This window comes from Streptomyces sp. NPDC005925 (genome assembly GCF_040638805.1).
In the GTDB taxonomy this organism is placed as follows: Bacteria; Actinomycetota; Actinomycetes; order Streptomycetales; family Streptomycetaceae; genus Streptomyces.
In genome coordinates, this window is record NZ_JBEXVL010000003.1 from 34,937 (window position 1) to 59,355 (window position 24,419).

The window sequence follows — 24,419 nt, forward strand, 5'->3', positions numbered from 1 at the left end:
TGCCCACCTCCCAGTCAGGGGCAAACGCCCCCACACACGCCCGTGTCGTTGACACCTTCACCGCACGGATGGTGGGCTCGGAGCCGTGTGCTCTCCGTGACAGGCACCTGCACGCGGCGCAATGTGAGGCCCGCGCCGCGTGGAGCGGAGTCACCCGGAACCACGGGGAGCGCGTGGGGCGCGTGGAGCACGCGGGGCACGTGGAGCGACGAGGAGGGGGCTCGTGCAGTTCGGGCGTGGGAAGAGGGCGGCGGCCCTCGCGTTCGCCGTCGTCACCGGCACGCTGGGCGCGGCACCCGGCGCCGTGGCGGCGCCGCCCTCCCCCGGTACGGCCACCACCTCGCCGGACTCGGCCGGCCCGGAGGTCTCGGTGTGGCCGCGCCCCCAGTCGCTGCGGGCGAACGGCGCGCCCGTCGCGGTCACGGACGAGGTCGCGCTGGTCGCGGAGGGCACGGCGGACCGTCACGCCCTGGCGGCGCTCCGGGCGCTGCTGCGGGAGGCGGGCGCGCGCCGGATCACCGAGGTCGCCGCCGGTGAGCCCCTGCCCGCGGGCGCGCTGGTGGTGCGGGCGGGCCGGGAGAGGTCGCACGGGGACCCGCGGCACGAGCTGCCGCCCGGCGGCTACCTCCTGACCGTCGCGGGCGACGCGGGCCCCGGCCCCGGCCCCGGCGGCATCGTGCTGGTGGGCGCGGGCCCGGACGGCTTGTTCCACGCCGTGCAGACGCTGCGGCAGCTGGTGCGCGAGGACGGCACGGTCGCGGCCGTGGAGGTGCGCGACTGGCCGGGCACCGCCGTACGCGGCATCACGGAGGGCTTCTACGGCACCCCGTGGACGCACGCGCAGCGCCTGGCGCAGCTGGACTTCATGGGCCGTACGAAGCAGAACCGGTACCTGTACGCACCCGGCGAGGACCCGCACCGGCAGGCGCGCTGGCGTGAGCCGTACCCGGCCGAGCGGCGCGCGCAGTTCCGGGAGCTGGCGGAGCGGGCCCGCGCGAACCATGTGACGCCGGGCTGGGCGGTGTCGCCGGGTCAGGCGCTGTGTTTCGCGTCGGACCAGGACGTGCGGGCGCTGACGCGCAAGCTGGACGCGATGTGGGCGCTGGGTTTCCGCGCCTTCCAGCTGCAGTTCCAGGACGTCAGCTACAGCGAGTGGCACTGCGACGCGGACGCCGCACGGTTCGGTTCGGGACCCGGGGCGGCGGCGCGGGCGCAGGCGCGGGTGGCGAACGCGGTGGCACGGCACCTGGCAGCCCGTCACCCAGGTTCCCCCGCCCTGTCCCTGATGCCGACGGAGTACTACGAGGACGGTGCGACGCCGTACCGGAGGGCGCTGGCGGGTGAGCTGGCGGCGGGCGTCGAGGTGGCGTGGACCGGTGTGGGCGTGGTGCCCCGCACGATCACGGGCCGGGAACTGGCCGGTGCGCGGGCGGCCTTCGGCCGGCATCCGCTGGTCACGATGGACAACTACCCGGTCAACGACTACGCGCCCGGCCGGGTCTTCCTGGGCCCCTACCAGGGCCGCGAACCGGCCGTTGCGACCGGTTCGGCCGCCCTGCTGGCCAACGCGATGGAGCAGCCGGAGGCGTCCCGCATCCCGCTGTTCACGGCCGCCGACTACGCGTGGAACCCGCGCGCGTACCGGCCGCGGGAGTCCTGGCGGGCGGCGATCGACGACCTGTCGGCGGGCGACGAGGGCCGCGAGGAGGCTCTGGCGGCGCTGGCCGGGAACGACGCGTCGTCGGTGCTGGGCGGGGACGAGTCGGCGTATCTGCGTCCGCTGATGGAGGCGTACTGGCACGCGCGCGCGAGGGCGGCGAACCGCGCCGCCCTCCGTCAGGAGGACCGTCTGAGGGATGCCTTCGGTGTCCTGCGGGAGCTGCCCGGTCGGCTGTCCGGCACGGCGCTGGGCCGGGAGGTCGCGCCGTGGGCCGAGCAGCTGGCCCGTTACGGCGAGGCCGGCACGACGGCGCTGGACATGCTGCGGGCGCAGCGCTCGGGCGACGCGGCGGCGGCCTGGACGGCGTACCGCAGGCTGGGCGGCCAGCGGGAGCGGCTGGGCTCGGCCCGCGTGACGGTCGGCAAGGGCGTACTGGACCCGTTCCTGAGCCGGGCGCGGAAGGCGTACCGGGCGTGGACGGGCATCGACCACGAACCGGCGGCGAGCGACGGGAGCGGCACGGGCGGCGCGCAGGAGCCGCGGGACGCGGAGGCCGGGGACCACACGGTACGTTTCCCGCGGGCCAGGCCCCTGACGGCCGTGACGGTGCTGGCCGAGCCGGGCACCGAGGGCGACGTCGAGATCCATGTGCCGGGCGAGGGCTGGCGCCGGGTGGGCCGGCTGGACGGGGCGGGTGCCACGGAGGCGCCCGCGCGGCTGCCCGCCGACGCCGTGCGCGTCACCGGCGCCGGGCCGGGCGGCATACGGCATGTGGTGCCGTGGTTCGGCGACTCCCCCGACGTGTCCATGGAGCTGACGCGGGAGCGGACGGACGTGGAGATCGGCGGCGGGGAGCACCTGACGGCGCACCTCGGTTCGCTGCGCCCGTCCGACGTGAGCGGCAGGCTGACGGCGAAGGCCCCGGAGGGCGTCCGCGTGCGGCTCCCGGAGGCCCCGTTGACGCTGCCGCGCGGCACGACGGTGGACGTCCCGGTCGAGGTGAGCGTGGCGGCGGGCTCGCCGGCCCGGTCGTACGACATCCGGATCGCCTTCGGGGGCGTGACGCGGACCCTCATCGTGCGGGCGTTCCCGCGCACGGACGGGCCCGACCTGGCGCGCACCGCGACGGCGCGTTCGTCGGCCGACGAGACGCCCGCCTTCCCGGCGTCGGCGGCCAACGACGGCGACGACTCGACCCGCTGGTCGTCCCCTCCGGAGGACGGCGCCTGGTGGCAGCTGGAACTGCCCCGCCCGGTCCGGCTCGGCCGCGTGGTCCTGCACTGGCAGGACGCCTACGCCGCCGCCTACCGCGTCCAGGTCTCCCCCGACGGCCGCCGCTGGCGCACGGCGACGACCGTCCGGGACGGCGAGGGGGGCCGGGAGTCGCTCCGGATGGACGAGCCGGACGTGCGGTACGTACGCGTACAGGGTGACAGGCGGGCGACACGGTACGGCTACTCGCTGTGGTCGGTGGAGGCGTACGCGGTCGCGGAAGGGCAGGACGGGGCCGGCTGAGGCCTCCGTGTCCCGGCCTCCGTCACCGGCTGGACGTCCGCCACGGGCACGGTCCGTGCCCGGCCGCCGCTCCCGGGGCGCGGAGGCACGGCGGTGGGAACGCCGGCCCGCGCCACGGGGTCGCGGTGCGGCGTGCCGGTCCTGGCGTCGTGCCGGCTCCGGCGGGGGCTCACCGGCCTCCTCCCCGCGCGGTGCGCAGGGCCCGGACGACGGAGGCCGGGTAGGGGGTGTGGTCCGGGTGACGGCGCAGGAGGACGGCGCAGTCCACTTGCAGGCTCCTGTCGCGGGTGGACGCCTTGAGCGCTTCGAGTTCCCGGCACTGCGCGCAGTCGTGCATCACGCCTCACTACTCCGGGACGAACGCGCCGGGACGGGACGCGCCGGCCCGCCCTCGGTGTCTCGCCCGGCCGGGGTGCGCGGCGCGGCGCAGCGCCGCGGCGGAGCGCCGCGGCGCGTGCGGTCATCGGGCGGCGGGGTCGGGAGGGGGCCGCGCGGGCGGGCCGTCGGCGTGCCCGGCGTGTGCCGCCCGCGGGCGTGCCCGGGGGCGGCGGCCGGGCGGGCGCCGTGGACGGAGGGCGAGGGCCGGGGGAAGCGCGCGGGGCGTGCCTGAGGAGGCATCGCCGTACGGCTGTGCCTGCCGGGGGCATGTCGCCGGAACACCGCTCCCACCCGTTCGGGCAATCCTGTTAGGTACATGACGGCTTCCTGCTTCCTCGGGTGGTTCGTGCCCCCGGACCGGTCGCACGGTCGCGGGGGTCCGTCTGTCCGGGCTGCCACGCCGCACGCGGCCCGCACCACGCACACCTACTGCAGTGACGCCGCATTGGGGCCGCAGGCGCCGACCTGACCAGGGAAGACGGACCCGGACGGAGTACGGGTACGGCAACGGAGCGGCGGCGTGCGGCGCGGCGCCGGGAGGCAGGAGGGTCGAGAGACCCTCGCTCGCAGCGCCGCACACCGCGCCCACCGCGTCCGCCGCGTCCGCCGACGGACGCCACCGGCACACCACCCGGGCGGCCGAGGCTCTCCCCCATCCCGGAGACCGGACTCCGCCCACTATTCACTCCGTACATGTACTCAGTGCATACTGATCTCCATGAGCACCCGCCACATCCTGCTGGGGCTGCTCGCCTCGGGGCCGAGCCATGGCTACGACCTGAAGCGACGGCACGACGAACGCTTCCCGCAGGCCCGCCCGGTGGCCTACGGGCAGGTCTACACGACGCTGCAACGCCTGGTCCGGGACGGCCTCGCCGAGGTCGACGGCACCGGATCGGAGGGCGGACCGGAGCGCACCGCCTACCGGTCGACACCCGACGGCACCCGTGAACTCGCCCGCTGGGCGGCCGAGATCGCGCCGCCCGCGCCCTTCGTGACGAACGAGATCTTCGCGAAGGTCGTCGTCTCGATCCTCGGCGGCGGCGACCCCGCCGCCTATCTCCGGGCCCAGCGCGCCGCCCACATGGCGCGGATGCGGGAGCTGACGGCCGTCAAGACCTCGCCCGCCGCCGACCTGGCGACCGTGCTCTCGGCGGACTACGCCCTCAACCACCTCGACGCCGACCTCCGTTGGATGACCACCACGGCGGCCCGGCTGTCCACCCTGACCGCGGAGGTCGACCCCACATGAACGACACGGCGCCCCGAGACGCCCGGGAACCGCTCCTCGCGGCCCGGGATCTCGTCAAGACGTACGGCAGGAGCGACGCCCTGCGCGGCGCCTCGGCCGAGCTGCGGGCGGGCGAGGTCCTCGCCGTCACCGGGGCCAGCGGCAGCGGAAAGTCGACGCTGCTGCACTGCCTCGCGGGCATCGTCCGCCCGGACGGCGGCTCGGTGACGTACGACGGGCAGCGCCTGGACGGCCTGCCGGAGGCGCGGCTGAGCGAGCTGCGCCGCACCGACTTCGGAGTGGTCTTCCAGTTCGGGCAGCTCATCCCCGAGCTCACCGTCCTCGACAACGTGGCCCTGCCCCTGCTGCTGGCCGGCACGGCCCGCGCCCGGGCACGGCAGCGCGCCGGTGAGTGGCTGGAACGGTTCGGGGTGCGCGGCCGGGGCGACCTGCGGCCGGGCGAGATGAGCGGCGGCCAGGCGCAGCGGGCGGCGCTCGCGCGGGCCCTGGTCACCGGGCCGCGCGTGGTGTTCGCGGACGAGCCGACCGGTGCGCTGGACTCACTGGCGGGCGAGCAGGTGATGACGGCCCTGGTGCACACCGCCAGGGAGGCGGGCACCGCGGTACTGCTGATCACGCACGACGCGCAGGTCGCGGCGTACGCGGACCGTGAGCTGTCGCTGCGGGACGGCGCGGTCGTGACCGGGGCCGCGGTGACGACGGGGGTGACGTGGTGACGGGCGACCTGCGGCTGGCCTGGCAGCTGGTGCGGGGCTCCGGCCGGCGCGAGGGGTGGCGCGTCGCGCTCACCGGGGTGGGCGCGCTGCTCGCGACGGGGCTCGCGCTGGCGGCCGTGGCGGTCGTCTCGCTGCGCGGCCGACGGCCCGTGCCGTTCGCGAACGGTCTGCTGGACCGTCCCGGCGAGCGGCAGGGCATCGTCGTCGGGCTGCTGCTCTTGCTGGTGCCGGCGTTCGGCTTCCTCGGCCAGTGCGCCCGGATCGGGGCGGTCCACCGGGACCGGCGGCTGGCCCGGCTGCGGCTGGCCGGCGCCTCGCCGGGTCAGGTGCGCCGGATCGCCGCCGCCGAGACGGGGCTGACGTGCCTGGCGGGCTCGGCCCTCGCGGCGGCGTGCTGCGCGGTGCTGGTACGGACCCGGTGGCCGGACGCGCCCGCCACCGCCTGGGCGGGCTTCGCGGTGGTGCTGCTCGCGGTGCCGGCACTCGGCGCGCTGGTGAGCGTCCTCGCGCTGCGCCGGGTGGTGGCCTCACCGCTGGGCACGGTGCGCCGGGTGCGTCCGCGGGGCCGTGCCGTCCCGGTGTTCCTGGCGGTGCTGCTGCTGTCGGTCGCCGTGGCGGGTCTCTCGTACGCCGTGACGCACGACGGCCGGTCGCCGGGCGGGCCCGGTTCGTCGCCCGCACTGGTGCTGCCCCTGGTGGTGCCGGCCGGGGCGCTCGTGCTGTGGCTGGCGGGCGCGACGGCACGCCTGACCGGGCGGGTGCTCGCCGGCCGCACGGACCGCCCCGCGGTGCTGATCGCGGCGGAACGGCTGCGCGAGGACCCGTGGGCCCAGGCCCGTACGCATGCGGCGGTGCTGCTGGCGACCGTCGCCGGGACGGCCTTCGTGGGCGTCCGGGAGGCGCTGCTGGACAGCCTGCCGGTGGCGAACCGCTCCTTCTACACCACGGGCATCGGTCTCACGACTGCGGCATTCGGCGTCGCCCTGGCCATCACGCTGTCCGGTCTCGCCGTCGGCACCGCCGAATCGGTCGCGGCCCGCCGCGGGGGCCTCGCCGCGCAGGCCGCGGCCGGGGTGCCGCACCAGGTGCTGGGCCGGGCAATGCTCCTGGAGACGGCGTTGCCGCTGGCACCGACGGTGCTGGTGGCGGGTGTCGCGGGCATGGCGATCGGCTCGGGCTACGCGCTCGTCGCCGGTGGCGGGTCCCTGCCGTGGGCGGCGCTCCTCGTACCCGTCGGCGTGTACGCCTGCTGCCTGCTGGCCGCCGCGACCGCGCTGCCGCTGCTGCGCCGCACGGCGCACCCGGCGGAGCTGCGCCACATGTGACGGCGCGAGCCCGGCCCGGGGCGCTCAGGTCCCCGGGCCGGGCTCCGGGCCGGGCGGGCCCGGCAACACGAAGGCCCGGATCCTCGTCAGGCGGAAATGCCGTCGATCCGGGCCAGGGCGTCGTCCGCGCCGAACGGCTGCAGGTACGGCAGCCAGCGCGGATCCCTGTGACCCGTGCCGATGATGCGCCAGGCCAGGCCGGTGGGCGGGGCGGGTTTGTGGCGCAGCCGCCAGCCCAGCTCGAACAGATGACGGTCGGCCTTCACGTGGTTGCAGCGGCGGCAGGACGCCACCACGTTGTCCCAGACGTGTTTGCCCCCGCGGCTGCGCGGGATGACGTGGTCGACGCTGGTTGCGACACCACCGCAGTACATGCACCGGCCGCCGTCACGGGCGAACAGCGCCCGACGGGTGAGAGGAACGGGGCCCCGGTAGGGAACCCGGACGAATCGCTTGAGCCGGACCACGCTGGGTGCGGGGACTGTGACGGTCGCGCTGTGCACATGGGCGCCGGACTCCTCGAGGCATACGGCCTTGTTCTCGAGGACGAGGACGAGCGCGCGGCGGAGCGGTACGACGCCGAGTGGCTCGTACGACGCGTTGAGGACCAGGACATGCGGCACGGATGCCTCCTTGTACGCCGGCGGCGCGTGGCTCGCGCCGGGACGATTTCGTAGTCAGTCTCCCCTCATGCCTGGTGGACGCGCCACCATGTCCCGGTAACGGGCTGGGAGTGTTTTCGACCACATCTCATTCATCCCCCGAATGATGCGGCTTTCATCCCACCTGTTCATCGTATGAATGGGCACGGTCTGTTCCCGCACCATGACGCCGATCGGCACGCGATGCCCCGTTAGTGTGGTGAAACCTGCCCTTCCGGTGACCTTTCCGTGACCTGGACCACCGTGGACCCCGTGGCCCCCCGCGCCGGAGGCAGACCGCTGCATCTGGAGGTACCTGCCGTGTCCCTGTCCGCCGCCGTCCTGACGGCCGCCGGTTCGCCGTCGCCGTCCCCGTCCGGGAGTACGTCCCCGGCCGGAAGCCCGGCGCCCGTCGTCCCTTCGCTGCACAAGGCCCAGGAGCACGCGACGAACGCCGCGGGCTGGGTCGAGGAGAACTGGTCGACGTGGCTGGCCATCGGCCTGCGGGTGCTCGTGATCGTGGCGATAGCGACCGTCCTGCGCGTGATGGTCCGGCGCGCGATCACCAAGCTGATAGACCGCATGAGCCGCACGGCGCAGTCCGTCGACGGCTCCCCGCTCGGCGGTCTGCTGGTGAACGCCGAGCGGCGCAGGCAGCGCTCGCAGGCCATCGGCTCGGTCCTGCGCTCCATGGCCGGCTTCGTGATCCTGGGCACGGCCGCCCTGATGGTGCTGGGCACGTTCCAGATCAACCTCGCCCCGCTGCTGGCGTCCGCCGGGGTCGCGGGCGTGGCGATCGGCTTCGGCGCCCGCAACCTGGTCACGGACTTCCTCTCCGGCGTCTTCATGATCCTCGAGGACCAGTACGGCGTGGGCGACTCCATCGACGCGGGCGTCGCCTCCGGCGAGGTCATCGAGGTGGGCCTGCGGGTGACGAAGCTGCGTGGCGACAGCGGCGAGATCTGGTACGTCCGCAACGGCGAGGTGAAGCGCATCGGCAACCTCTCGCAGGGCTGGGCCACGGCCGGTGTCGACGTGACCGTCCGCTCCGACGGGGACCTGGACGAGGTGCGGGCCGCCCTCACCGAGGTCGGCGCCAAGCTGGGCAAGGAGGAGCCCTGGAACGAGATGCTGTGGGGTCCGGTCGAGGTCCTCGGCCTGGACAGCGTGCTGCTGGACTCGATGGTGGTCCGGGTCTCCGCCAAGACCATGCCGGGCAAGTCGCTCACGGTGGAGCGCGAACTGCGCTGGCGCGTCAAGCGGGCCTTCGACGCGGCCGGCATCCGCATCGTCGGTGGCCCCACGGCGGCCGAGGACGCGGCCCCGGCCGCCGACCCGACGGCCGGGATGGCGGCCCCCTCGGCCTACGCGAGCACCGCCTCGCCCCAGTCGGTGGCGGCGTCCCCGCTGACTCCGCCGCCCAGTACGACGAAGTAGACCCCGCGCCCGGAGGGCGACGCGCGTACCCCTGGCGTCGTCCCGTCCGCGGCAGCCCGCGTTCCGCCGGCCGTAAGTTCCCGGCGGACGTGGGCGACCCGGCTCGCCACCGGTCCCGTCGCCCCCGTCTGCGTCCTGGGCCCCGAACCCCTTCGGCACCTCCCGCCGGAAAACCGGCTCGAAAACCGATGGACGCGGAGGCTGGTTGACGGGCCTCCTGGAACAGGCCGGTCTTCCTCCGGGGGAACCGAAGGGTTTCCTCCGGCGTATCCCTCAAGGGACCCACTGGATTCATGGGGGAACCGCGCCGGATCCGAGCAAGATCCAGTGAAGCCCGGTGCGGATGCCGGTCCCGGCGGCGATACTTGCCGCGACGGATGACCATGGGGGAGGTCAGCAGTGACGCAGCCGCCGACGAACAGCACGGCGCCACCGGGCCGGGGGCGCCCGGACCCCACCGCCAGTGCCGCCGGTGCCGACGGCCCGCCCAGCGGCGCGCCCGTCCTGCCGGCCGTCCCGCCCCAGCGTTCCGGCACCGCGGCCGGCCGCCCCGGCGCAGCGTCCGGCCGCGGTGCCCCCGCCGCGCCTCGCCGCACCGCCCTCGCCGAGGGCGCGGACCGGCTGCGTACGGCCGCGACCACCGAGCCCGGCCGGCTGCGCGTCATCGGTGCCGTGCTCGCCGTGCTCGTCGTCGCGTTCGGCGCCGTCACCGCCTGGCAGACCGGCGACCGCGCGTCCGCCGCCGACGCCGTCCTGCACCGCAGCCAGCCCCTCAGCTCCGACGCGGCCGACATCTACCGCTCCCTCGCCGACGCCAACACCGCCGCCTCCAGCGGCTTCCTCGCCGGCGGGCAGGAGCCCAAGGCCTCCCGCGACAGCTACGAGAAGGACATCCGCACGGCGGCCGACAAACTCGTCAACGCCGCGGCGAACTCCGAGCCCGGTTCACCCTCCGCGCAGACGATCGCCCGGCTCAACCGCCTGCTGCCCGAGTACAAGGGCCTCGTGGAGCGGGCCAGGACGTACAACCGCCAGGGTTACCCGGTCGGCGGCGCCTACCTGCGGTACGCCAACGAGAAGATGCACCAGCAGATGCTCCCGGCCGCGGAGGACCTGTACACGGACGAGAACCGGCGGCTGCGCGCGGACTACGCGCGGGCCACGCCCTACCCCTGGGCGGCGATCGGCCTCGGCGTGCTCACGCTGGCCGCGCTCGGCTGGGCCCAGCACCGCAACTACCGCCGCACGAACCGCGTCCTGAACCACGGCCTGGTCGCGGCGACGGCGACGTCGACGGTGGTCCTGCTGTGGCTGATCGTCGGCCACAGCGTCGCGCGGGCGTCCCTCGACGACTCCTACGACCACGGCGTCCGCTCGCTGAACGTGCTGCACGACGCCCGTATCGCCTCCCTCAAGGCCCGCGGCAACGAGAACCTCACGCTGGTGGCGCGTGGCGCGGAGACCGTCAAGGTCGGCGCGGACGAGGTCGACGCCTACGACCACGACTTCCGGACCGAGATGCGCCTCCTCGGCAAGGGCCTGGCCGAGGCGCGGCGCCTCGCGGACGACAGGGCGGGCGAGCAGCCGGTCGCGACGGCCGTCAGCAACATGGCGGAGTGGCGGAAGCGCCACGAGGCCGCCCGCGATCAGGACGAGTACGGCAACTACGACGCGGCGCTGGACAAGGTGATCGGCGCGAAGGGCGCGACCGGCGAGTGCTTCGACAGCGTGGACGACAACCTGGCCAGCGCGCTGAGACACGAGACGGCGGAGTTCGAGTCGGCGGCCGGCGACGGCCTGGACGCCATGACGGGCCTGCCGTCGGGCGCCGGTGTGCTCGCCGTGCTGGGCGCGGCGGGGGCCGTGCTGGGCATCGGCCGCAGGCTGTCGGAGTATCGGTGAACGGGGGCGTGACGATGCGTGCACGACGTCTGCGGGCCGGCCTGCAGGGCTGGGGCGGTGTGAGTGCGATGGCGCTCGTGTGCGCCCTGGCGGTCCTCTCGGCGCTGCTGCTGCCGCACGCGGGGCGGGCCGGTGGGGGCGGCGGCGCGGACACCGACGGTGCCGGCGTGGCCGAGGGCACCCGCATCAGCGCGGAGCCCGACTGCGTGGACCCCGAGAAGCAGACGCTGTCCCCGTCCGACGAGGACGGGTCGGCGATCGAGGCGATCAAGAACCGGCAGGGCGAGAAGCGCAAGCTGATCGTGGGCGTCGACCAGAACAGCTACGGCTGGGGCTACCGCAACCCCAACCGGGGCCCGTCCGGCGACCTGGAGGGCTTCGACATCGACCTGGTGCACCGCATAGCCGAGGACATCCTCGGCGACCCCGACGAGGTGCAGTTCAAGGCGATCCCGACGGACCAGCGCATCCGGGCGATCCAGGACGGCCGCGTCGACATGGTCGTACGCACCATGACGATCAACTGCGACCGCATCTCCGACGTCGCGTTCTCCGCGCCGTACTTCAAGACGGGCCAGCAGGTCCTGGCACCCAAGTCGTCCGGGATCAAGGGCTACGACGGTTCGCTCGCGGGCATGCGGATCTGCACCGCGGAGAGCTCCACCGCGTACTCGACGCTGACGGACGGGCTCAGGACGGGCGATCTGCCGACCTCCGCGGACATCTCCACGACCGTGCCCAACCAGCTGGACTGCCTGGTGCGGCTGCAACTGGGCGAGGTCGACGCGGTGGTGACCGACGGCGCGCTCGCGGCGAGCCAGGCCGCGCAGGACCCGATGGTGCAGCTGAAGGGCGACGCGTTCACCACCGAGTACTACGGCGTCGCGATGAAGAGGGACGCCGACGATCTGGTCCGCCGCGTCAACCACGTCCTGGAGGACTACCGCGAGGACACCTCGAACGGATGGCAGGCGTCCTACGACAGGTGGCTGTCGGAGACACTGGGAGAGAACTCGGCGGAGTCGGAACCGCCGGCCCCGCGGTACGAACGTGAGAGCTGACGGCACGCCGACGGACGAAGGACCGCAGGAACGACCGCCACCACCGCCACACCTGCCACAAGCACCACAACCGCCAGTCAACTACAGCAGCGAGAGGTGATCGATGGGCGTCACGGGATCCACCGGGCCGGTACTGGACCGGGACGAGGTGGACCGTGCGCTGGCGCGGCTCGGCGCCGAGCACGAGGCGATCGAGACCTCGCTGCTCGCCCTCCAGGACCACGCGGGCCGCAGACTCCTCGAAGGCGCCGAACTCACCGGCGTCACCAGGGAACGGTGGGCGGCCACCGACGCGGCGATCACGCTGCTGTGGACGTACTTCGACGCGTACGCGGGCGCGCTGCGCACCGCCCGGGAGATCCGCACCCGGCGCCGCTGGTCCAGCCACGAGGACCTGGTGGAACTGAGCGACCTGCTGACCGGTGAGTCGGTCACGCTGGCCGCCGCGCCCGAACTGCCCGGCGGGCGGGCGAAGCTGAGCGAGCGGTACTCCCTGTCGACGCTCGTGGACCGCATGAACGACCTGTACGCGCACTCGCTCGACATGGTCGTCGCCGCCGACGCGGTCTGGTCGGCGCTGCCGGCCCGTATCGATCTGCTCGCCGCCGAGCTGCAGCGCACCCGGCAGCTCGCGCACTCCGTCGGCGTGCGCCCCGGCGAGCACCCGGCGGGCGACGACCTGGAGCGCATCACGCGCACGCTGACGCGGCTGCGCGAGCAGGTGGTGTCGGACCCGCTGGCGTTCTGGAAGCCCGCCGAGGGCAGTTCGGCGCCGGGCGGCGGCAGGCCGGACACCACGGTGTACGACCGTGAGGCCCGCGCGCTGGAGGACGTACGCCGGGAGATCGACGCCGTGCTGGAGGTCCGCAAGGACGCGGAGGCGCGGATCCTGAAGCTGCGGGACCTGCTGTCCCGCGCGGACCGCACGCTCGCCGAGGCCCGCTCCGCACGCGTCGAGGTCCTCGCGAAGATCGCCGCGACGGAGGTCCCGGTGGTCAGCGGCCCGCCGACGGTGCTCCAGGAGCAATTGTCGACGGCCGCCGAGTACCGCAGGCACGCGCGGTGGCACCGTCTGTCGCCGCTGCTGGAGTCCCTGGAGCGCAAGGCGGAGGACGAACTGCTGAGGGCCCGGGAGCAGTTGACCGCCGTCACGGCTCCGCTGGCGGTCCGCGCCGAGCTGCGCGGCCGGCTCGACGCGTACAAGGCGAAGGTCGCCCGGCACGGGCTGGCGGAGGACCCCGAGCTGGTCGAGAAGTACGAGAAGGCGCGCCGCATGCTGTGGAGCGCGCCCTGCGACCTGCGGGTGGCCGAGCAGGCGGTGCTGCGCTACCAGCACGCGGCGGCCGAACTGTTCGGCGCCGCCGCGCGGACGGCGGGCCGGGCCGGGCCCGAGGACCGCGGGGGACCGGGCGCGTGAGCGGCGAGGGGGAGGCGGCGGAATGAGCCGGACGGGGAACGAGCCGGGCGGTCCGGCCGGGCGGAGCTGTCAGCGGCCGGGCTGCGAGGGCGCGTACGAGGACGTGGGCGGCGGCGAGCTGTACTGCGACCTGTGCGGTCTCGCCCCTGTGGTGTCCTCGGCCGGCACGGTGGGCTCGGCCCCGACCGGGGTCACGGTCGCCGCGCGGGACCCGGGGGGCGCTCCGGCCGGCGGCCAGGACTCCGGCGGTTCGTCGGCCGGAGCGCACCCGAGCCGCCCGAGCAGCCGCAGTTCCCGTACGTCGTCGTCGCAGTCGGCGAGGTCACGGCGCTCGGTGTCGGGCCGCCTGTCGCGGTCGGTGTCGGGGCGGTCGGGGAGCCGGTCGGTGTCGGTGCGCAGCTCCGGTTCCGGGACCGGTTCGGCCTCGCGCGGGCGGCTCGGTGCCGGTCTGGTGCAGGTGCCGCCGATCCCGCGGCCCGACCCGCGCGCGATGGTGCCGGCCAACCCCGAGGTGCCCGAGCGCAAGCGGTTCTGCTCGCGGTCGGACTGCGGGGCGCCCGTCGGGCGGGCCCGCGGCGGGAGGCCGGGCCGCACGGAGGGCTTCTGCACCAAGTGCGGCCACCCCTACTCGTTCGTGCCCAAGCTGCGCACCGGTGACGTGGTGCACGGCCAGTACGAGGTGGTGGGCTGTCTCGCGCACGGCGGGCTCGGCTGGGTCTACCTGGCCGTGGACCGCGCGGTCTCCGACCGTTGGGTGGTCCTCAAGGGCCTGCTCGACACGGGCGACCAGGACGCGATGGCGGCGGCGATCTCCGAGCGGCGGTTCCTCGCGGAGATCGAGCACGCCAACATCGTGCGGATCTACAACTTCGTGGAGCATCTCGACCAGCGCACCGGCTCCCTCGACGGCTACATCGTCATGGAGTACGTCGGCGGCAGGTCGCTGAAGGAGATCGCCAACGGCCGCCGCACCCCGCAGGGCAGACGCGACCCGCTGCCGGTGGAGCAGGCGTGCGCGTACGGCATCGAGGCCCTGGAGGCGCTGGGCCACCTGCACAGCCGCAATCTCCTCTACTGCGACTTCAAGGTCGACAACGCGATACAGACCGAGGACCAGCTGAAGCTGATCGACATGGGCGCGGTGCGCAGGATGGACGACGACGAGTCGGCCATCTACGGCACCGTGGGCTACCAGGCGCCGGAGGTCGCGGAGGTCGGCCCCTCGGTGGCCTCCGACCTGTACACGGTGGGCCGTACGCTCGCCGTCCTCACCTTCGACTTCCAGGGCTACACGACCGTCTTCGCCGACTCGCTGCCCGACCCCGACCACATCGAGGTCTTCCGGCAGTACGAGTCGTTCTACCGGCTGCTGGTGCGGGCCACCGACCCGGACCCGGCGCGGCGGTTCGCGTCCGCGCAGGAGATGGCCGAGCAGCTGACCGGCGTGCTGCGGGAGGTCGTGTCCCTCCAGACGGGCCGCGCCCGGCCCGCCCTGTCGACCCTGTTCGGGCCCGAAGTGAAGGTGACCGACGCCGAGCTGTTCCCGGGGCTGGACGGCGAGGTGTCCCGGCTGGGCGCGCGGCCGGTGGCCGGCCGGGGCAGACCCACGGCGTCCGCGCCGACGGGGAGCGCTGCCGCTCCCGGCGGTGCCCGGCGTCTCGTCAAGCCGCTCGCCGCGCCCGCCGCGGGGCTCGCCCTGCCGGTCCCGCGGGTCGACCCGTCCGACCCCAACGCGGGGTTCCTGGCGGGCCTGATGACGTCCGCGCCGGGCGAGCTGCTCGGCGCGCTGGCGATGGCGCCGTCGCCGTCCGTGGAGACCCGGCTGCGGCAGATCCGCGCCTGGCTGGAGAACGGCGACTCCTGCACCGCGCTCGACGCCCTGCGGCGCGTGGAGAACGAACGGCCCGAGGACTGGCGGGTCGTCTGGTACCGGGGCGTGTCCTCGCTGGTCACCTGCGACCACGAGGGCGCGGCGCTCGCCTTCGACGCGGTGTACGACGCCTTCCCGGGCGAGCCCGCCCCGAAGCTGGCCCTCGGTCTGTGCGCCGAGGTGCTGGGGCAGCTGGACAACGCCGCCGAGTACTACCGGCTGGTGTGGGCGACCGACCCGAGCTACGTGAGCGCGGCGTTCGGCCTCGCGCGCGTGCGGCTCGCGTCCGGCGACCGGCGCGGCGCCGTACGGACGCTGGAGTCGGTGCCGGAGTCGTCCATCCACTACACGGCGGCCCGCGTGGCGGCCGTACGGGCCCGGCTGCGGCAGCGGACGCCCACCGCGGGTGACGGACCGTTCCTGGACGACCTGTCGGCCGCCGCGGGGCAGATCGAGGCGCTGGACGCGTACGGGCTGGATCCGGCGCGCCGCGAGCAGTTGTCCGTGGAAGTCCTCGGCTGCGCCCTGGACTGGGTACTCTCCGGTGGCCAGGGTTCCGCCCCGGCCGCCCGGCGAGTGCTGCTCGGCAGCGAGCTGGAGGAGCGGGGCCTGCGCTTCGGCCTGGAGCGTTCGTACCGCACGCTGGCCCGGCTCGCCCGAGGCGGCGAGGAGAGGATCGACCTGGTGGAACGAGCCAACCGTTACCGCCCCCGGACGTGGGTGTAGTTGATGTCACAGATGCCCCAGTTGTCCACCTGCCCGAGCTGCGAGGAACCGCTCGAGTCGGGCGACCGTTTCTGCGGAGCGTGCGGATACGACCTGTCCGCCGTACCGGCCCCACCGGGCGACCACCCGACGGTGCCCCTGGCCGGCGCGGGGACGCCGCCCGCGGAGCGCGCCGAGCCGGTCACGCCGCCGGCGGGTGCGGCGCCACCCGCTCCGCCGAGCGGTGCCGGGCAGACCGCGCCGGGTGCGGGTCCTATGGTCCCGCCGCCTCCACCGCCGCCGCCTCCACCGCCGGTGGCTCCGCCTGCGGGGGCGGACGCCTCGGTTCCGCCACCCCCACCACCGCCGCCCGCCGCTCCTCCGGCACCCGCCACACCGTCGGCCGCTCCCGAGCCCGCGTCCGGCGGTGGCGTGCGGTTCGACCGGCCGTCGGACGCGGTCGGCTTCGGCGGGCCGGCGGCGTTCGCGACGGACGGTGCGGACACCCCTCCCCCGGGGCCCGACGAGTACGCCCTGCAGGCGCCCGATCCCCGGATCGCCGCCGATCCGGCAGCGCGGGCACCGTCGCAGGCGCAGCCCCCGGCCCCCGCCGCCAAGGTGTGCGTGGCCTGTCGCGCCGGGCGGGTCGACAGCGACGGCTACTGCGAGAACTGCGGGCACGCCCAGCCCCGCGAGCGCGACCACATGGAGCAGGACGCCGGCGCGGTCGCCGCCGTGAGCGACCGGGGCCTGCGCCACCACCGCAACGAGGACGCGTTCGCGATCACCCGCGCCGTGCTGCCCGACGGCTCCCCCGCCACCGTGGCGATCGTCTGCGACGGCGTGTCGTCGGCGACCCGCCCCGACGACGCCTCCCTCGCCGCGTCCCGCGCCGCGAGCGAGGCCCTGCTCACGGCACTGCCCCGTGGCACGCACCCGCAGCAGGCCATGCACGAGGCGATCGTCGCGGCCTCCCACGCCGTCAACTCCCTCGCCGCCGAGCCCGCGACGGCACTGGAGCAGGGACCGCACCAGAACGCGCCCGCCTGCACGCTGGTCGGGGCCGTGGTGACGCCCGGACTCCTCGTCGTCGGCTGGGTCGGCGACAGCCGCGCCTACTGGGTTCCGGTGGACCGCGGCACACCCCCGGCCCGCCTCACCGAGGACGACTCGTGGGCCGCGCAGATGGTCGCGGCCGGCCTGATGAACGAGGCCGAGGCGTACGCCGACGAGCGCGCCCACGCGATCACGGGCTGGCTCGGCGCCGACGCGTACGAACTGGAGCCGCACACCGCGTCGTTCAAGCCGGACCGGCCGGGAGTCGTGGTGGTCTGCACGGACGGCCTGTGGAACTATGCCGAGGCCGCCGAGGACATGGCCGCGGTCGTACCCCTGGACGCCGCGGCCCGCCCGCTGCACAGTGCCCAAGTACTGGTCGGTCACGCCCTGGACGGCGGGGGCCACGACAACGTAACAGTGGCCGTCGTGCCGTTCCCGGCCGCGCGGCAGGGGGCAGGATCGGCCTGAGGTTCACGAGGACCGAGGGGTGAGGACCCAGGGCTGAGGACCGGTGGGGACCGGCCTCGCGGACAGCGGTCCCAAGGACAGCGGCCGCCCCATCCGGTGGGGCGGCCCGGGGGACAGGGGGATCAGAGTAGGCATGGCCAACTTCTCGAAGTCGAACGTGCCGCGCTTCTCGGTGGACGTCTACCAGAACGAGTACCTGCCGGAAGGCGGCCGTGAGGTCAACGCCGTCGTCACCGTGACCGCGACCGGCGGCGGCACGGTCGGCAGCGCGGTCGGCGCACCGCACCTCTACACCTCCGGCCGGGCCCCCGCGGCGGCCGTGGCCGTCATGGTCGACTGCTCGGGTTCGATGGACTACCCGCCGACCAAGATGCGCAACGCCCGCGACGCCACGGCGGCCGCGATCGACACCCTCCGCGACGGCGTGCACTTCGCCGTCGTCGCCGGCACGCACGTCGCCCGGGAGGTCTACCCGGGCAACGGCCGCCTCGCGGTGGCCGACGCCACAACCCGCGAGCAGGCCAAGCACGCACTGCGCCGGCTCGGCGCGGGCGGCGGCACGGCGATCGGCACATGGCTGCGGCTCGCCGACCGGCTGCTGTCCTCGGCGGACGTCGAGATCCGGCACGGCATTCTGCTGACGGACGGCCGCAACGAACACGAGTCGCCGACGGATCTGCGGGCGGCACTGGACGCGTGTGCCGGACGGTTCACCTGTGACGCCCGTGGCGTGGGCACCGACTGGGAAGTGAAAGAAGTCACAGGGATCGCCTCCGCCCTGCTCGGCAGCGCGGACATCGTCGCCGACCCGGCCGGACTCGCCGCCGACTTCACGCAGATGATGGAGACGGCGATGGGCAAGGAGGTCGCGGACGTCGCGCTGCGGCTGTGGACCCCGGTCGGTACGACCGTGCAGTTCGTCAAGCAGGTCGCGCCCACCGTCGTGGAACTGTCCCACCGCCGCACCGGGGCGGGCCCGCGCGCCGGCGACTACCCCACCGGTTCCTGGGGCGACGAGTCCCGTGACTACCACATCTGCGTGCAGGTACCGCCCGCGGACCTCGGCCGGGAAATGCTCGCGGCCCGTGTCTCGCTGGTGGTCCCGCAGCCCGACGGCAGCGTCCACAACCTCGGCGCGCAGGGTCTCGTACGGGCCGTGTGGACGGACGACATGGTCGCGTCCACGTCGATCAACCCCCAGGTCGCCCACTACACCGGACAGGAAGAACTGGCACGGGCCATCCAGCAGGGTCTCGACCTTCGCAAAGTGGGTGACATGGACGGAGCGACGGCCAAACTGGGCCGCGCCGTTCAGCTCGCGAGCGCCTCGGGGAACGCGGACACCGCGAAACTGCTTGCGAAGGTGGTGGACGTGGTCGACGCCGCGACAGGTACTGTGCGACTGAAGGCGAAGGTCGATGAGGCCGATGAGATGACGCTCGAGACTCGGTCGACAAAGACTGTTCGTGTAAAGAAGTGACGTAGAAGAACCGAAGAGAAGCCGGTCCGGAAGACGATCCGGATCACGGCGAGCCCGGCCCCCTGGGGCTGGAGAACTCCGGCCGAGCGGCCGGAAAAGGAGAGGGGGAAGCGCCGACATGCCGACCTGCCCGAACGGACACCAGTCGGGTTCCGACGACTGGTGCGAGGTCTGCGGTCACCGCATGGCCGGTGCCGTGCCTCCGCCCCCTCCCCCGCCGCCCCCGCCCGGCGGCGGCTACGGCTTCCCGCCGCCCGGCGGTCATGGCGGCCCCGGCGGTCATGGCGGCCCCGGTGGCCCCGGTGGCCCTCGTGGTCAGCACGAGCCGGAGCTCTGCCCGCAGTGCCGCACGCCCCGTGAGGGCGGCGCGCCGTTCTGCGAGGAGTGCCGGTGGAACTTCCTCACCAACACGGCGACGTCGTACACCCCGGCCGCGCCGCCCCCGCCGGGGCCCGGTCAGGGAATGCGCTTCCCGCAGCCGCCGCCCGGTCCGTCGTACGGCGGTCACGACTCGTTCGACTACCAGGGCTCGCGCCCGTCGCAGATGAACCGCCCGGCCGAGCCGCTCCCCCCGGGCCCGTCGCCCTACGGCGACCCGTCGGGACGCGGGGGGCCGGGTGGACCCGGCGGTACGGGTGGCCCGCAGGGCGGTCCCGACGGGCCGTCCGGGTTCGGTGGCCAGCCCGGGTACGGTGGCGGTCCGGGCGCCCCCGGAGGCTCGCAGGGCTCCGGCGGTCCCGGTGGCCCGTCCGGTTTCGGTGGCCCCGGCGCCCCGTCCCCCTTCGGTGACCCGTCGCGTCCCGTGCCGCCCCCTCCCGGCCCCACCCCGCCCGCCGGCCCCGGTGGCGGCCCTCAGGCGTTCCAGCAGGCCGGCCCTCCGGCGCCGCCCGGATTCCCGCAGGAGACGCACCGGCAGCAGCCGGGCGGCCCGGCGGGCGGCGGCGAGGACGACTGGACGCTGCCCCCTCCGTCCAACGGCCCGCACGGCGGCGGCGGTTACGGCTACCCGCCCCCCGGCCCGGCCCAGGCCCCGCCGCACGGCGGTCCGACGTTCGGCCAGGGCCCGGCGACATGGCAGGCCACCATCGGTCCGGACCGCGACTACTTCCTGGCGATGATGCAGCGCTCCGGCCCCGAGGCCGCGGGCCTGAACCTGCCCGCGTACTCCCCGGAACAGCAGCGCACGCTCACCGGCAACCAGGTCACCATCGGCAGGCGCCGCCACTCCACCGGCGAGACCCCCGACATCGACCTGTCGGTGCCACCGGAGGACCCGGGCGTCTCGCACCAGCACGCGGTGCTGGTGCAGCAGCCGGACGGCGGCTGGGCCGTGGTCGACCAGAACTCGACGAACGGTACGACGGTCAACGGCTCGGACGAGCCGATCCAGCCGTTCATGCCCGTACCGCTGCAGGACGGCGACCGGGTCCACGTCGGAGCATGGACGACGATCACGGTCCGACGCGGCTGACTACCCGACCGGCTCCCTCGGGGGAGCCGGTCGCCGTCGGCCGGGGCCGGCGGCCTTGGTCCTACGTCTTGAGTCCTCGGTCCCCCGGTCTGAGAACATGGGGGCGTGAAAGAGATTCGGCGCGGCACGCTTCAGGAGCAGACCTTCTATGAGCAGGTCGGCGGGGAGGAGACCTTCCGCCGGCTCGTCCACCGTTTCTACGAGGGCGTCGCCGAGGACCCGGCCCTGCGGTCCATGTACCCGGAGGAGGACCTCGGCCCGGCCGAGGAGCGGCTCACGCTGTTCCTGATCCAGTACTGGGGCGGCCCCACGACGTACAGCGAGAACCGCGGCCACCCCCGGCTGCGGATGCGCCACGCCCCCTTCGCCGTCGACCGCGCGGCACACGACGCCTGGCTGCGGCACATGCGGGTCGCCGTGGACGAACTCGGCCTGTCCGAGGAACACGAGCACACACTGTGGAACTACCTGACGTACGCGGCGGCGTCGATGGTGAACACGGAGAGCTGAGCGGCCGCCGGTGGCGCCTACCCCCTAGGCCGCCGCGTCAGCGCACGCTGACACTCAGGGTGGCGAGTCCCGCACGTCGTACGGCGACCGAGCCGTACGGGGTGCGCAGCCGCAGCCATGCGCCCGAGGCGAACAGGGCGGGCGTGTCGTCGGGACCGGCGGTGGGGCGCAGGAAGCCGAGGGACTGCGCGGCGTGCACCGCGCGGACGGGCAGGCCGGTGTTCCCGATCGGGCGGGACCAGATCTCCCGCCCGATGCCGTCGAGTTCGGCGCGGGTGCGCCGCTCGGGGCCCAGTCCGTCGGTGCGGGAGCGGAATTCGGAGACGGCGGCGGCGACCGTCGCCCGCAGCTCGTCCGGTGCCGGCAGGCCCGGCTCGGGCTGCCAGCCGCCGCGCGGGGGCAGGACGCCCGTCCACGGCGGGCCGGTCACCACGGCCGGTAGCAGGGCGGTGGCGGCCCGCTCGTCCACCGACTCCAGCAGCTCACCCGCGGAGACCGTCGCGTCGAGACTGGCGTCGAGGCCGTTCTCGTAGGGCTTCGCGAGGCGGGTCGCGCGGATCGCCAGGACCTCGAAGGAGGGGGGCCGTCCGAAGACGGCGAGCGCGGTGCCCGCAGCCTGGAGGCGCACCGCGGCTCCACGGTCGTAGTGGAGCAACCGGGAGAGGAAGGCCGCGAGATCCGCCGCCTCCCCCTCGTCGGCGAGGTGGAGCACCGTCATACGGTGACGGCCTCCTGGTCCTTCTTCTTTCCCTTGCCCTTCGCCCGGTTCTTGACCTCGGGCTCCTCCAGGTACTCCTCCAGGAACTCCTGCTCCTCGTCGGTGATCCTGCGCGGCCTCCGATGCTCGAAGTCGAACGGCACGATCACCGTCGAGGCGCGGACGTAGACCTGGTCGCCGTCCTTCACCTCGTAGGTGAGCGTGAAGGAGGCGGCGCGTATCTCCGTGACCCACAGCTCGACGTCCACCGGCTCGTGCCGGTGGACGAGCTGCTGCTTGTAGTCGATCTCGTGGCGGGCCACCACGGAGCCCTGCTTGAAGTTCTTGTCCGGCCGGAACAGGAAGTTGACGCGGGCTTCCTCCAGGTAGCGGAGGAAGACCACGTTGTTGACATGGCCGTACACGTCCATGTCCGACCAGCGCATCGGGCAGCGGTAGATGTGCCGCACGGGATCAGCCCCGGGTCAGTTTCTTGTAGGTGGCGCGGTGCGGCCGCGCGGCGTCCGCTCCGAGTCGCTCGATCTTGTTCTTCTCGTACGAGTCGAAGTTGCCCTCGAACCAGAACCACTTGGAGTCGCCCTCGTAGGCGAGGATGTGCGTGGCGACGCGGTCCAGGAACCACCGGTCGTGGGAGACGACCACGGCGCAGCCGGGGAACTCCAGCAGGGCGTTCTCCAGGCTGGAGAGGGTCTCGACGTCGAGGTCGTTGGTCGGCTCGTCGAGGAGCAGCAGGTTGCCACCCTGCTTGAGGGTGAGCGCGAGGTTGAGGCGGTTGCGCTCACCGCCGGAGAGCACGCCGGCCGGCTTCTGCTGGTCCGGGCCCTTGAAGCCGAAGGCGGAGACATAGGCGCGGCTCGGCATCTCGACCTGGCCCACGTTGATGTAGTCCAGCTCGTCGCTGACCACGGCCCACAGGGTCTTCTTCGGGTCGATGTTCTCGCGGCTCTGGTCGACGTAGGAGATCTTGACCGTGTCGCCGACCTTGATGCTGCCGGAGTCGGGCTGCTCGAAGCCCTGGATCATCTTGAAGAGCGTGGTCTTTCCGACGCCGTTCGGGCCGATGATGCCGACGATGCCATTGCGCGGCAGGGTGAAGCTGAGGTCGTCGATGAGGACCTTGTCGCCGAACGCCTTGCTGAGGTTGTTGACCTCCACGACCACGCTGCCCAGGCGCGGGCCCGGCGGGATCTGGATCTCCTCGAAGTCCAGCTTCCGCATCTTGTCGGCCTCGGCCGCCATCTCCTCGTAGCGGGCCAGACGCGCCTTGGACTTGGCCTGGCGCCCCTTGGCGTTCGACCGCACCCACTCCAGCTCGTCCTTGAGGCGCTTCTGACGCTTGGCGTCCTTCGCGCCCTCGACCTTGAGGCGGGTGGCCTTGGTCTCCAGGTACTTGGAGTAGTTGCCCTCGTAGCCGTGCAGCCGGCCGCGGTCGACCTCGCAGATCCAGCCCGCGACGTTGTCCAGGAAGTACCGGTCGTGGGTCACGGCCACGACGGTGCCCTCGTACTTGGCGAGGTGCTGCTCCAGCCAGTTCACCGACTCGGCGTCGAGGTGGTTCGTCGGCTCGTCGAGCAGCAGCAGGTCGGGCTGCTCGAGCAGCAGCTTGCACAGGGCGACGCGGCGGCGCTCACCACCGGAGAGGTTGGTGACGGGCCAGTCGCCGGGCGGGCAGCCCAGCGCGTCCATGGCCTGCTCGAGCTGGGCGTCGAGGTCCCAGGCGTTCGCGTGGTCGAGCTCCTCCTGGAGCTTGCCCATCTCCTCCAGGAGCGCGTCCGAGTAGTCGGTCGCCATCAGCTCGGCGATCTCGTTGAACCGGTCGAGCTTGCCCTTGACCTCGGAGACACCCTCCTGGACGTTCTCCAGGACGGTCTTCTCCTCGTTCAGCGGGGGCTCCTGGAGCAGGATGCCCGCCGTGTAGCCGGGCGCCAGGAACGCGTCCCCGTTCGACGGCTGTTCCAGCCCCGCCATGATCTTCAGAACAGTCGACTTACCGGCACCGTTCGGCCCGACCACACCGATCTTGGCACCGGGCAGGAAGTTCAAAGTGACGTCGTCGAGAATCACCTTGTCGCCGTGCGCCTTGCGCGCCTTGCGCATGGTGTAAATGTACTCAGCCAAGAGAAACCGTCCGGCAGCTTGATCAGGCAGTGGGCAGATACACCCCATCTTGCCTGACCGTCGCCGTTGGGTGGTAACCCGTTGGCTGCGGGGGCAGGGACCTGGGGTTTTTCCGCCGGTCTGCATCAGCCCCGCCGGTCCTGTGGGACCCGTCCGGTCCGTCCCGTGGGACCCGTCGGCCCCGTGGCGCCCGTCAGCCGCGCGACGGGTTCGGGGTCAGCCCCGTGTCGGGTCCAGGCGGCGGCGCGGGCGGCGCAGGGCGTTCCAGATGGCGCCCAGTGCCAGAGACTGGATCAGCGCGGCGACGACCACCCCGGTGAGCAGGTACCAGGTTGCCGAGTCGGCGCCGAAGAGCGCGTCCCCCGCCGCCGCGACCAGGGCGAACGTCGGGAACGTGAGCAGTGCCGGCCACACCCAGATCAGCGATTCCATCCCGTGGTCCACGAAGAGCGGCTGGATCGTGGCGACGCCGACGGCGAGGCCGACCACACCGAGGTAGACCGCCGAGGCGGGATTGGCGAACATCAGGCGCCAGAGCGTGCGTTTCGGAGCACGTTTCATGGTTTCACCCCCGCGCCGTCGAGTACCTCCCATCGCCGGATGAAAACGGGGTGATGTTGTGCGTACGGGTCCTCGGGCCTGAGCCTCGCGCGTGCGGCCCGGCGCGTGTCTGCCCTCCGTGGCCCGCCTCGGGTCTCTCTCGTCTCGCGCGATCG

At 73.8% G+C, this 24,419-nt stretch carries 19 protein-coding genes; 13 read left to right on the top strand and 6 right to left on the bottom strand.

Translation table 11 applies throughout. The annotated features are described in order from the left end of the window. The first annotated feature begins 223 nt into the window (after window positions 1–223). Window positions 224–3,175 (top strand): beta-N-acetylglucosaminidase domain-containing protein, encoded by a 2,952-nt coding sequence (locus tag ABZ354_RS05445; protein WP_358653234.1) that lies wholly within the window; start codon window positions 224–226, stop codon window positions 3,173–3,175. 169 nt (window positions 3,176–3,344) lie between these two features. Here ABZ354_RS05445 and ABZ354_RS05450 read toward each other — a convergent pair whose 3' ends face one another. Then, window positions 3,345–3,512: a hypothetical protein gene (locus ABZ354_RS05450; protein ID WP_358653236.1), complete on the bottom strand. Its 168-nt coding sequence runs from the start codon at window positions 3,510–3,512 to the stop codon at window positions 3,345–3,347. A gap of 759 nt (window positions 3,513–4,271) precedes the next feature. Here ABZ354_RS05450 and ABZ354_RS05455 point away from each other — a divergent pair. The 3 genes from ABZ354_RS05455 to ABZ354_RS05465 are packed head-to-tail and all read left to right on the top strand — an operon-like array spanning window position 4,272 to window position 6,846. Next, complete coding sequence (locus ABZ354_RS05455; protein WP_358653238.1) at window positions 4,272–4,805, top strand: PadR family transcriptional regulator; 534 nt, start codon at window positions 4,272–4,274, stop codon at window positions 4,803–4,805. Beyond that, window positions 4,802–5,521: an ATP-binding cassette domain-containing protein gene (locus tag ABZ354_RS05460; protein ID WP_358653239.1), complete on the top strand. Its 720-nt coding sequence runs from the start codon at window positions 4,802–4,804 to the stop codon at window positions 5,519–5,521. Before ABZ354_RS05455 ends, ABZ354_RS05460 begins: the two co-directional genes overlap by 4 nt. Then, a complete protein-coding gene (locus tag ABZ354_RS05465; protein WP_358653241.1) occupies window positions 5,518–6,846 on the top strand; it encodes an ABC transporter permease in 1,329 nt (442 codons plus the stop codon). The genes ABZ354_RS05460 and ABZ354_RS05465 overlap by 4 nt, the downstream gene beginning before the upstream one ends. Before the next feature lie 86 nt (window positions 6,847–6,932). Here the strand turns inward: ABZ354_RS05465 and ABZ354_RS05470 are convergent, their stop codons facing one another. After that, window positions 6,933–7,469 carry an HNH endonuclease gene (locus ABZ354_RS05470; protein ID WP_358653243.1) on the bottom strand — a complete coding sequence of 179 codons (537 nt, stop codon included), beginning with the start codon at window positions 7,467–7,469 and terminating at the stop codon, window positions 6,933–6,935. Window positions 7,470–7,787: 318 nt separating this feature from the next. Here ABZ354_RS05470 and ABZ354_RS05475 point away from each other — a divergent pair, with 318 nt between their 5' ends. The 9 genes from ABZ354_RS05475 to ABZ354_RS05515 all read left to right on the top strand — a co-directional run bounded on the left by ABZ354_RS05475 (window position 7,788) and on the right by ABZ354_RS05515 (window position 20,867). Continuing rightward, the gene (locus tag ABZ354_RS05475; RefSeq protein WP_358653729.1) at window positions 7,788–8,924 is read left to right on the top strand and encodes a mechanosensitive ion channel family protein; all 1,137 of its coding nucleotides are present in this window, start codon (window positions 7,788–7,790) and stop codon (window positions 8,922–8,924) included. Between the two features lie 504 nt (window positions 8,925–9,428). Continuing rightward, entirely contained in the window at window positions 9,429–10,826 is a 1,398-nt protein-coding gene (locus ABZ354_RS05480; protein ID WP_358653730.1) for a hypothetical protein, read from the top strand. A gap of 14 nt (window positions 10,827–10,840) precedes the next feature. Continuing rightward, window positions 10,841–11,887 carry a glutamate ABC transporter substrate-binding protein gene (locus ABZ354_RS05485; RefSeq protein ID WP_358653245.1) on the top strand — a complete coding sequence of 349 codons (1,047 nt, stop codon included), beginning with the start codon at window positions 10,841–10,843 and terminating at the stop codon, window positions 11,885–11,887. 103 nt (window positions 11,888–11,990) lie between these two features. Next, entirely contained in the window at window positions 11,991–13,304 is a 1,314-nt protein-coding gene (locus ABZ354_RS05490; RefSeq protein ID WP_358653247.1) for a hypothetical protein, read from the top strand. Between the two features lie 22 nt (window positions 13,305–13,326). Beyond that, the gene (locus ABZ354_RS05495) at window positions 13,327–15,900 is read left to right on the top strand and encodes a tetratricopeptide repeat protein (RefSeq protein ID WP_358653248.1); all 2,574 of its coding nucleotides are present in this window, start codon (window positions 13,327–13,329) and stop codon (window positions 15,898–15,900) included. Window positions 15,901–15,903: 3 nt separating this feature from the next. After that, entirely contained in the window at window positions 15,904–17,406 is a 1,503-nt protein-coding gene (locus ABZ354_RS05500; RefSeq protein ID WP_358653250.1) for a protein phosphatase 2C domain-containing protein, read from the top strand. 133 nt (window positions 17,407–17,539) lie between these two features. Continuing rightward, on the top strand, window positions 17,540–18,886 hold the full coding sequence (locus ABZ354_RS05505) for a VWA domain-containing protein (protein ID WP_358653252.1): 1,347 nt from the start codon (window positions 17,540–17,542) through the stop codon (window positions 18,884–18,886). 118 nt (window positions 18,887–19,004) lie between these two features. Further along, entirely contained in the window at window positions 19,005–20,357 is a 1,353-nt protein-coding gene (locus ABZ354_RS05510; protein WP_358653254.1) for an FHA domain-containing protein, read from the top strand. 105 nt (window positions 20,358–20,462) lie between these two features. Beyond that, window positions 20,463–20,867 carry a globin gene (locus tag ABZ354_RS05515; RefSeq protein ID WP_358653256.1) on the top strand — a complete coding sequence of 135 codons (405 nt, stop codon included), beginning with the start codon at window positions 20,463–20,465 and terminating at the stop codon, window positions 20,865–20,867. 37 nt (window positions 20,868–20,904) lie between these two features. Here the strand turns inward: ABZ354_RS05515 and ABZ354_RS05520 are convergent, their stop codons facing one another. The 4 genes from ABZ354_RS05520 to ABZ354_RS05535 form a co-directional block, all read right to left on the bottom strand. Then, on the bottom strand, window positions 20,905–21,585 hold the full coding sequence (locus ABZ354_RS05520) for a hypothetical protein (RefSeq protein ID WP_358653258.1): 681 nt from the start codon (window positions 21,583–21,585) through the stop codon (window positions 20,905–20,907). Next, window positions 21,582–22,034, bottom strand: coding sequence for a thioesterase family protein (locus tag ABZ354_RS05525; RefSeq protein ID WP_358653260.1), 453 nt, complete (start codon window positions 22,032–22,034; stop codon window positions 21,582–21,584). The genes ABZ354_RS05520 and ABZ354_RS05525 overlap by 4 nt, the downstream gene beginning before the upstream one ends. 4 nt (window positions 22,035–22,038) lie before the next feature. Further along, window positions 22,039–23,703 carry an energy-dependent translational throttle protein EttA gene (gene ettA, locus ABZ354_RS05530; RefSeq protein ID WP_358653261.1) on the bottom strand — a complete coding sequence of 555 codons (1,665 nt, stop codon included), beginning with the start codon at window positions 23,701–23,703 and terminating at the stop codon, window positions 22,039–22,041. Window positions 23,704–23,919: 216 nt separating this feature from the next. Continuing rightward, window positions 23,920–24,264, bottom strand: a complete 345-nt coding sequence (locus tag ABZ354_RS05535) for a hypothetical protein (protein ID WP_358653263.1) — start codon at window positions 24,262–24,264, stop codon at window positions 23,920–23,922. Between the last annotated feature and the right edge of the window lie 155 nt (window positions 24,265–24,419).